The sequence below is a fragment of the Pseudochelatococcus sp. B33 genome (genome assembly GCF_053570585.1).
In genome coordinates this window covers 67155-75310 of sequence record NZ_JBSEFH010000028.1, presented here as the reverse complement: position 1 = coordinate 75310, position 8156 = coordinate 67155, and the positions used below count along the sequence as shown (strand labels likewise).

General features: G+C 62.1%; 5 protein-coding genes and 2 pseudogenes. 2 read left to right on the top strand and 5 right to left on the bottom strand.

Features of this window, described 5'->3' with window-relative positions; all coding sequences use genetic code 11:
* Positions 1 to 252 (top strand): annotated as a pseudogene (locus ACUSIJ_RS24650) (hypothetical protein); the annotation flags it as partial.
* A pseudogene (locus ACUSIJ_RS24645) lies at positions 249 to 657 on the top strand (PIN domain-containing protein). The pseudogenes ACUSIJ_RS24650 and ACUSIJ_RS24645, both read left to right, overlap by 4 nt.
* A gap of 424 nt (positions 658 to 1081) precedes the next feature.
* Here the strand turns inward: ACUSIJ_RS24645 and ACUSIJ_RS24640 are convergent.
* The 5 genes from ACUSIJ_RS24640 to ACUSIJ_RS24620 all read right to left on the bottom strand — a co-directional run bounded on the left by ACUSIJ_RS24640 (position 1082) and on the right by ACUSIJ_RS24620 (position 7625).
* Positions 1082 to 2119, bottom strand: coding sequence for a FecCD family ABC transporter permease (locus ACUSIJ_RS24640; protein ID WP_449311072.1), 1038 nt, complete (start codon positions 2117 to 2119; stop codon positions 1082 to 1084).
* Complete coding sequence (locus ACUSIJ_RS24635; protein ID WP_449311071.1) at positions 2116 to 3162, bottom strand: FecCD family ABC transporter permease; 1047 nt, start codon at positions 3160 to 3162, stop codon at positions 2116 to 2118. Before ACUSIJ_RS24635 ends, ACUSIJ_RS24640 begins: the two co-directional genes overlap by 4 nt.
* Positions 3159 to 4127, bottom strand: coding sequence for a Fe2+-enterobactin ABC transporter substrate-binding protein (gene fepB / locus ACUSIJ_RS24630; RefSeq protein WP_449311070.1), 969 nt, complete (start codon positions 4125 to 4127; stop codon positions 3159 to 3161). The genes ACUSIJ_RS24635 and fepB overlap by 4 nt, the downstream gene beginning before the upstream one ends.
* 92 nt (positions 4128 to 4219) lie before the next feature.
* Complete coding sequence (locus tag ACUSIJ_RS24625; RefSeq protein WP_449311069.1) at positions 4220 to 5545, bottom strand: YncE family protein; 1326 nt, start codon at positions 5543 to 5545, stop codon at positions 4220 to 4222.
* Position 5546: 1 nt separating this feature from the next.
* On the bottom strand, positions 5547 to 7625 hold the full coding sequence (locus ACUSIJ_RS24620) for a TonB-dependent receptor (RefSeq protein WP_449311068.1): 2079 nt from the start codon (positions 7623 to 7625) through the stop codon (positions 5547 to 5549).
* Positions 7626 to 8156: the final 531 nt, after the last annotated feature.

Sequence of the window (8156 nt, the reverse complement as noted above, 5' to 3'; positions counted from 1 at the left end):
TCTGAAAGACAGCCCGCGAAAATAAAAGCCGGCGTTTCCAGGAAGATCGTTTCGCCGGGCGCGGCGAAACGTCGATTTCGGCCTCGCATGGATATGTTTGAGAGTGTATATACATGTTCGGATATACAGGAGGGCGTCATGCCACAGTTCGCCAAGGTCTTTCAATCCGGCAACTCGCAAGCTGTCCGGCCTCCGAGGGACTTCCGCTTCGAAGAGCAGCAACGCTCCGAGCTTGTCACGGCTTTTCGATGAGCATCTGGATGCTCGACACCAATGCCATTATTTTTTCTGCTAACCCGCAGGTCTGATGCACTGCCTCGGTGAATAGAGTCCGCAGATCCCGGTTCTCTTACGGTTTCCTCGATTACGACTCATGAACTGTACTACGATACGTATCGCAGCCAGAAGATCGAGTTCAATCTTGAAACGCTTCGCCTGCTCTTTGCCGATTTGCCTATCCTTGATATCGATCGCGAAGATGCGCGCGTTGCCGGTGAAATCAGGGCTGACCCGGCTCGAAAGGGTACACCGATCGGTCCTTACGATCTCCTGATCGCCGGCCAGGCCAAAGCCCGCGGCTGGACGCTTGTCATCAACAATATCGGCGAATTCGCCCACGTCGTGGATCTGCGGGCCGAAGACTGGACCCTGGGTTGATCAGGCGGCTGCACGCAGCGCCTGAAAGGAGCGGGGAACAGATGCCAGGGGCAGCACTGAAAGATGCGGGCCTTTAGGGCAGGCGGTCTTCTAAATCGCCATCTCCAACGAATGTCGGTTTCGAAGTTTGCAGGCTCTCGCAACCAAAAATCCATCAAATCAAATGCTTACCCGCTCCAAAAGCGGGTTTTGGCGTTTATGGCACCGCGCCCGCCACCTCCATTTGAGGCCAGCGACCGGCTCGATAGAAGCCGGACTTGAGAGTCGTGCTGTGACGGAGGGTGTTCCGGCTGGGGAGCCTCCCTTGAGTGTTTCTGATAATGGTCGTCCGTTGACTGCGGAATGTCTGACCGCGATGCATGCGGCGTTGTTGTTCGCCGCGTGATCGCCTGATCCCGATGAGCCGGCAGCGATGCTGTGGGCATCAGATCTTCCGGCTGTGGGTAAGCAGCAAGAGCAGGTAAAAGCCTCCCAGGAGGCCGGTCGTCAGCCCGATCGGCAGGTTGACGTTGAAGGGTAACCTCTGGCTCAGCAGATCGGCGGCCAGCAGAAGGACGGCTCCCATGCATGCGCCGGCGACGAGCGGCATGCCGGGCGAGCGCGTCAGGCGGCGGGCGAGTTGCGGACCCGCGAGCGCGATGAAGGCGATCGGGCCGGCCGCAGCCGTGGCGATCGCTGTCAGGCCGACGGCGGCCATGACCATGACGAACCGCGTGCGCTCCACCCTGATGCCGAGTTGGCTTGCCGCGTCGTCGCCCATTTCGATGAGGTCGATGCGCCGGGCATGCAGGATGGCGACCGGCACGATGGCCGCAAGTCCTGCGGCAGCGGGCAGGACATGGGACCAGGTCCGCGTGTTCAGGGAACCGGAGAGCCAGATCTGGGCGGCAGCAGCCTGGTCAAGATCGCCCATGACGAGCAGGACGGTGTTGACGCCGGACATGATGGCGCCGATGCCGATGCCGACCAGCACGAGGCGGTAGCCGCCGGTGGAACGCCCCTTTATCGAGAGCAGGAAAACGATCCCCGCCGTGGCCATCCCCGAGAGCACCGCCGCCAGCGCGGTTTCGAAGGGGCCGGCGTTGAAGAGGATGATCTGCACGATTGCCCCCGTCGCGGCCCCGGTCGTGAAGCCGATGATGTCCGGAGAGCCGAGCGCGTTGCGGGAAATGGACTGGAAGATCGAGCCGGCCATGCCGAGCGCCGCGCCGACGAGAGCCGCCGTTGCCACGCGTGGCAGCCGGATCCGCAGCACGATGCGGTCCGCCGTCGGGTTCTCCCCCATGCCGAGCAGGCTGGCGACCACCTCCCCGGGCGTGAACGCCAGCGTTCCCGTCCCGAGGAGCACGATGCCCAGCGCGAGGCCGCCAAGCGCCAGCAGGCCGCAGACGATGGCGGCCCGCGGCCGCCACAGGAAGGAAAACGGCCCGAACCGGAGGACGGGGACAAGGGTGGTCTTCATAGCTGCGTCAGGCGGGCTCTGCGCACCACGGCGACCAGGAACGGGCCGCCGATCAGGGCGGCGATGATTCCGGCCGCGATCTCCGACGGCGCGGCAATGATCCGGCCGAGGACATCGGCACCGAGCAGCAGGACAGCGGCGAACAGCACCGAGAAGGGCAATATCCACCGGAAGTCAGGGCCGGCCAGCATCCGCGCGAGGTGAGGGGCGATCAGGCCGACGAACCCGATCGGCCCCGCGCCGGCGGTCGCTGCGCCCGCAAGCAGCATGACCGACAGGCAGGCGAGAAGCCATGTCGTGCGCAGCTCGACCCCGAGCGCCCGGCCGAGATCCGCGCCCAGCGCCACGGCGTTGAGATGTCTGGCGATGGCAACGGCCATCCCCAGCCCCGCCGCGGCCGCAATGGCGAGGACGCCGATAACGTCGAACCCTCTTCCGTCGATCGACCCGGCCGACCAGCGCCGGAAGTCGTCGAAAACCGCCAGCGGCGCGTTGAGGATGACGATCCCCGTGATCGCCGTCAGCATGATCGATAGCCCGGCACCCGCCAGCACGAGGCGGACCGGGTTGGTGCCTGTCTCGTGAGCCCGGCCGAGAATGAAGACGGCGACGCCGGCAAGTCCTGCACCGGCTATAGCGAACCAGACGTATTGCGTCATCGACGTCAGGTCAAAGGCCGCGATCCCGATGACGACGGCAACCGCCGCCCCGGCGTTGATGCCGAGCAAGCCCGGCTCGGCAAGGGGATTGCGCGTCACCGCCTGCATGACCGCCCCCGCGGCGCCGAGGGCTGATCCCGCAAGCAAGGCGATGATGGTGCGGGGAACGCGTAGTTCCCGGACGACCAGGTGCCGGTCGTCGTGGATGTCGTAGGCGAGGAGCGCGTCGAGCGCCACGGTCAGCGGGATGGACCGGGAGCCGACGGCCAGGCTGCAAAGGACGACGAGGCCGAGGATCAGAAGCCCCCCGGCCAGTCCCTGCCGGCGTTTCCGGCGTTGCCGTGACGGGGAGGACCCCGCGCCCTCTCCCGCGCGGACCATCATGACTTGCGGAAGTAGCGGGCGACGGTATCGATGAGTTGGCGCCCGGAGTAATAGTCGATGCGGAACGAGGTCGGCCCCATGGCATAGACCCGCCTGTTCCTGACGGCCGGCAGATTGGCGAGAACCGGATCGGCGAGGAATGCCTCGACGTCGGCCTCGGTGCCGTTCAGCAGGAAGACGGTCTCGCCGGCGATGACGGACGACAGCGTCTCGCGGGAGACGAAGCCGAAGTCTGATCCGCGATACGCCGGATCCGACTGGATGTGCTCCGGCAAGCCTGCCACCTCAAAGCCGAGCGCCCCCAGAATCTGCGCCTGTGGGCTGGTGGTGCGGCTTACCGAGTAGCTGCCGGCAAGATTGTATCCGACGATGGTGACCGAACCATCGGGTGGCGTTATGGATGCGGCGGCCTCAACGGCATAGGCGTCGAAACGCTGGATGGCTGCCGCTGCCTCCGCCTCATGCCCCGTGGCTCGACCGAGTTCGGCAGCGATATCCTGCCAGGGTCGATTGAAATAATTGATGACGATGGTCGGGAGGCCCTGCACCAGCAGCTCCGGATAGTGCTGCCGGACAGTGTCCGCGCCGCCGGTGGAAACGATCAGCAGGTCCGGATTCCAGCCGATCACGGCTTCGATATCGAAATTCAGATTGCGATACAGAACCCCGACGCCGCGCGCGTCGGCCACCTCGGCCCATTGGGAGAAGTAACCCTTCCCGTCCGTCAGGCTGCTGGGCGTCGTCGCGGCGGTCGCGACCACCGGCGCGTCGATGGCAAGCAGGATGCCGGTGAGGCTCGGCGAGGTCGAGACGATCCGCGAGGGCTTCTCGGAAAGCGCGAGTTCGCCCGCTTCATGCGTGATTGTTCGGGGCCACCCGGCTCCCTGCGCGGGAACCGGTTGAACAGGCGCGACCAGGGCTGCGAATGCGATCAGCATCGCGCGGCGGAATCTATCGGTGTTCATCGCGGATCCTCGTTGTAGTCGTTCGCACGGGCCCGCCCGATATCCGGAGCAGTCCCGGGTCCGGACTGCCGTCCTCCAAACGGAAACGGCAATTACCGCAGATCGATCCGCACCACGCTTTCCGGCTTGCCAGCCTTCTTGCCGTTGCCGTCGTTCTTCACCGTGACATAAAGCGTGTCGCCGTTCTCATCCAGTGTCAGGCCATTGGGATGCGGCGGCAGGTCGATGGTCTGCAGCAACGTGTAGCCGACGGTATCATAGATCGTCACTGCGCCCTTGCCCTCGTCAACGCGCACACCGCCCCGATTGGTGACATAGAGGCGTTGGCGGCGGGCGTCATGGCGCAGACCAATGGGAACCTCGCCAGTCGGCAGATTGGCGAGCGTCCGCCCGGAGTCGGCATCCAGCACGAAGACGCGATGCCCGGCGCTGCGGCGCTTGTAGGATGCGCCGAGGTGCAGGTCGCGCCACCGATCCCGATCGATGCCCTGATCGACGCCGAACAGGCGGTTGCCGGCCTGATCGTACACAAGGTTGAGCAACTGGTCGGCTTCGATTTCGAATGTGTGCAACACCTCCAGCGTGCTGGTATCCACCACGAACAACTGGCCCTGCATGTTGGAGACGAAGAGCCGGTTGTTTCCCTCATCGACAGCAATGCCGACCACGTTGTAGCCAAAACCCGGAATGGTCTTCTCCAGCTTTTGCGCCTTCGCGTCGATCACGAAAAGCACGCTGTCGACGCCAAGCCCGAGGCCCGTCGCAAACACGCGGCTGTTGCGCCGGTCAACAACGAGTTCCCGCAACCTGTAGGGATAGTCCTCGACGATCTTGAAGCGTTTCAGCATGTCGAGCGCGGCATTGAGCTGTTCCGGCGTCAGGTCCCGTTCGCGGAAAAGCTGTTCCATATTGACCTTGTCGATGATCGGGATGCGCGTTTCGAGTGCGTTCCGGTTCACATCGACAACGGCGATCGCGCCGTCGAAGCCCTGCGTCAGGTAGAGCCGTCCGGCGTCGTCATCGAGCGCGACCCCGAAGCCCTTCGATGGCAGCGGGATATCGGCGTCGATGGCAAGCGTGTCCGGATCGAGCCGCAACACTTTGGACTTGCCCGCATCCTCCCAATTCGGGGCGCTGACGAACACCGCGCCCTGCCGGGGGCTGTAAGCCAGTTCCACCACATCCGGAGCCACGGGCTGGCGTTTGATCTGTTGCTCGTTCACGGTTGCTTGGACCTGCGAAGTGATCTGGGCCTGCGGATCGGGCGCTTGGCTGTCGGAGGTTGCCATGGCGACAGATGAGCCGATCAAAGTGCAGGCCATGACACCAACGGCGACCAGCGCAACCGGCCGGTTCAGGAGAAGACGGCAACGGAACCGACGTGGTTCGGTCCGCGTATCAATCAGGTAGCCGCGCATATCAAAACGCTCCCTTGACGCCGACGCCGAACGTGCGCGGCATGGTCATGCTCGCCTCGATGCCGCCGGTGACGCTGCGATTCTGCTGAAGGTATGTCGGTGCCCGCTCGTCGAAAACGTTCCGGACATAGCCATAGACCTGCAGGTGTTCATGGACCTGATAGCTCGCCTGGGCATTGGCGATCGTATAGGACTTGACCTTGTATTCCGGCGAGTTCGCGACGTTGGAGTAAGAGCCGCCGGTGTGGCGGAGATCGGCGGACACGTTGAACTTGTCGGTGACATCCCAGCTCGCGCCAACGGTAAACATGTAGCTGGGTGCCTTCGGGAACTCGTTACCTTCATATTCGATATTGCTCGATACCTCATCGATCTCGGTGCTGAGCAAGCCGGTGCTCGCCCTGAGCGTCAGGCTGTCGATGATCTTGTAGTCGAACCCGATCTCCAGGCCGTAGGAGTGAGCCTTCTCGGCGTTGATGGTATACGATTCGAAGACGCCCGGCGAAATGACGACGGGAATATTGTACTGTGCATTCTTGAAATCCATATAGAACAGGTTGCCGTTCAGATTGAGCCTGCCATCGAGGATGCTCGTGCGCGTGAACAGCTCGTAATTCCAGAGCGTCTCGTCCTTGAAGGTCTGCCAGCGCCCGGAGCTGAGGTTCAGCGCGACGCCACCGGGATTGTAGCCGCGGCTGACGAGTGCGCCGACGGTCCAGTCCGGCGTCACATCGTAGGAGAGCGAGACCTTGGGCAGAAGGGCCGAAAACGTCTTGTCGAAATCAAGGGGTATGCGGCTATAGACTGTCTTTCCCTGACGCTCGACCTGGTCCTGCTGATACCTCAGTCCGCCGGTGAGCCGCCAGCGATCGGTCAGCTTGTAACTCAACTCCCCGAAAGCGCCCAGATTCCTCTTGGTATCGTCGAACAACGAAACACCACCGACGAAAAGCTTCTCGTGCGATTTGGTGTGCGCGTAATAGACGCCGGCAAAGCCGCTTAGAACATCGTCCGAATTGCCATAGGCAAGACGCAATTCATTCGATGCATTCCACTGATCGATATCGGCATTGCCGTTGGCGGGATCATTCGCGATACGCCGGACGGTCGAATCCGAATATTGCGCCTGATTGAACAGCTTGAAGCCGTTGGAGAAATCATAGCTGATGTCGAGGATGCCGGTATTGGTTTGCTGCTCCCAGCTCGGCATCGTTGCCGCGTTGCTTTCGAGGCGGCTGAACGGCCGGGTGGCGGCTTCCTGAGTCGGCCGGTTGGTCGAATTGAACGAATAGGTCAGTTTCGCCTCAAGGCCGGGAACGGCTTTCGGCGTCCAGAGCAGCTTGAAACGGGCATTGGCGTTCTGGAAGTCCAGATCGGTGTTGCCTGGTACACGCGTTGGATTGATGTAGTCGATGAACGTGTCGCGGCCGGAATAGTCGAGCGCAATGCGCGCCGCCAGTTCATCCTTGATGAGGGGCCCCGACAGCATGAACGAGGCCCGCTTCGTGCTATAGCTGCCGAACTCGGCCTGATAGGCTGCCTGAGGCGTAAAGGTCGGGTCGTTGGTGTTGACGATGATCGCACCGGCAATCGCGTTCGCACCCTGCGATGTCGTCTGCGGGCCGCGGAAAACCTCGATGCTTCTGACATCCCAGACGGATGTCGCGCCGAAGTAGAACTCGTTGTAGTTGAGGTAATGCCCGTCGAGGTTGATGGCCGCGCGCGGCACCGTGCCGGCGAAGAACGCACCCGCGCCTGTATTCGGCCCCTGTGTGTCCTGCCCGCGGATCACGGGCGTGCCGACCGAGTCCGGAAAGACCACGTTCGGCACACCCTGGATCGCTTCCGAGACGGAGGCGGCCCCGGGCCTGCGCGCGATGTCCTCCGCCGTCAGGACGGTGACGGAACTGGCGGTCCTTTGCAGGCTGCGTTCGATTTTCTCGCCGCTGACCGTGATCTCCGGCAGTTCGAGAACGGCGCCCGCATCGCTTTCCTGCGCAACGACGGGTGTCGCGAGAAGCGCCAGCGCCGTGATGCTCGCCCCGCCGAACAGGTGCTGCGCGAAAGAGTTCAATCTCATGTTGGTCCCTCACCATCCGATCGGTCGACGGGCACTCGCCGGCTGTCGGTTATCTCGCAATGGAAGCCCGGAAACTGCGTGGAGCGACGAATCTTCCGCCATCGTTCACCGTCTGATGCGTATGGCTCTGCCTGATTGATTCCACATGCCAGAATGCATTCCGAAATGCAATTGTGAGGACCCGCGAAAAAGAAGAGGAAGGATGCTGCGCAGACTCAATATGACCTTTTTGCAACACAAAGACTTGGATACGGAGTGATTTGTGAAAGGACATCGGCTGATGATTGTATATTTACTATAATTACTCTAATTATGAGAAAGCAGAGCGAATCGACGATTGTCCATATGCGCATTCTTTTTTCCCGCGCGCAGCTAGGGCGGGAATGGACTTTGGCAATATTCACCCCATGCGGAGGTAATGAATTGACCGTTCAGCAGTATGGAGGCCGGATCGCTGCCTGCGAGAGAAATATCCGATCACGAATGGGGATAGAAGGACTGCCTTGTCCCTCGACAGACGCCGAAACGATG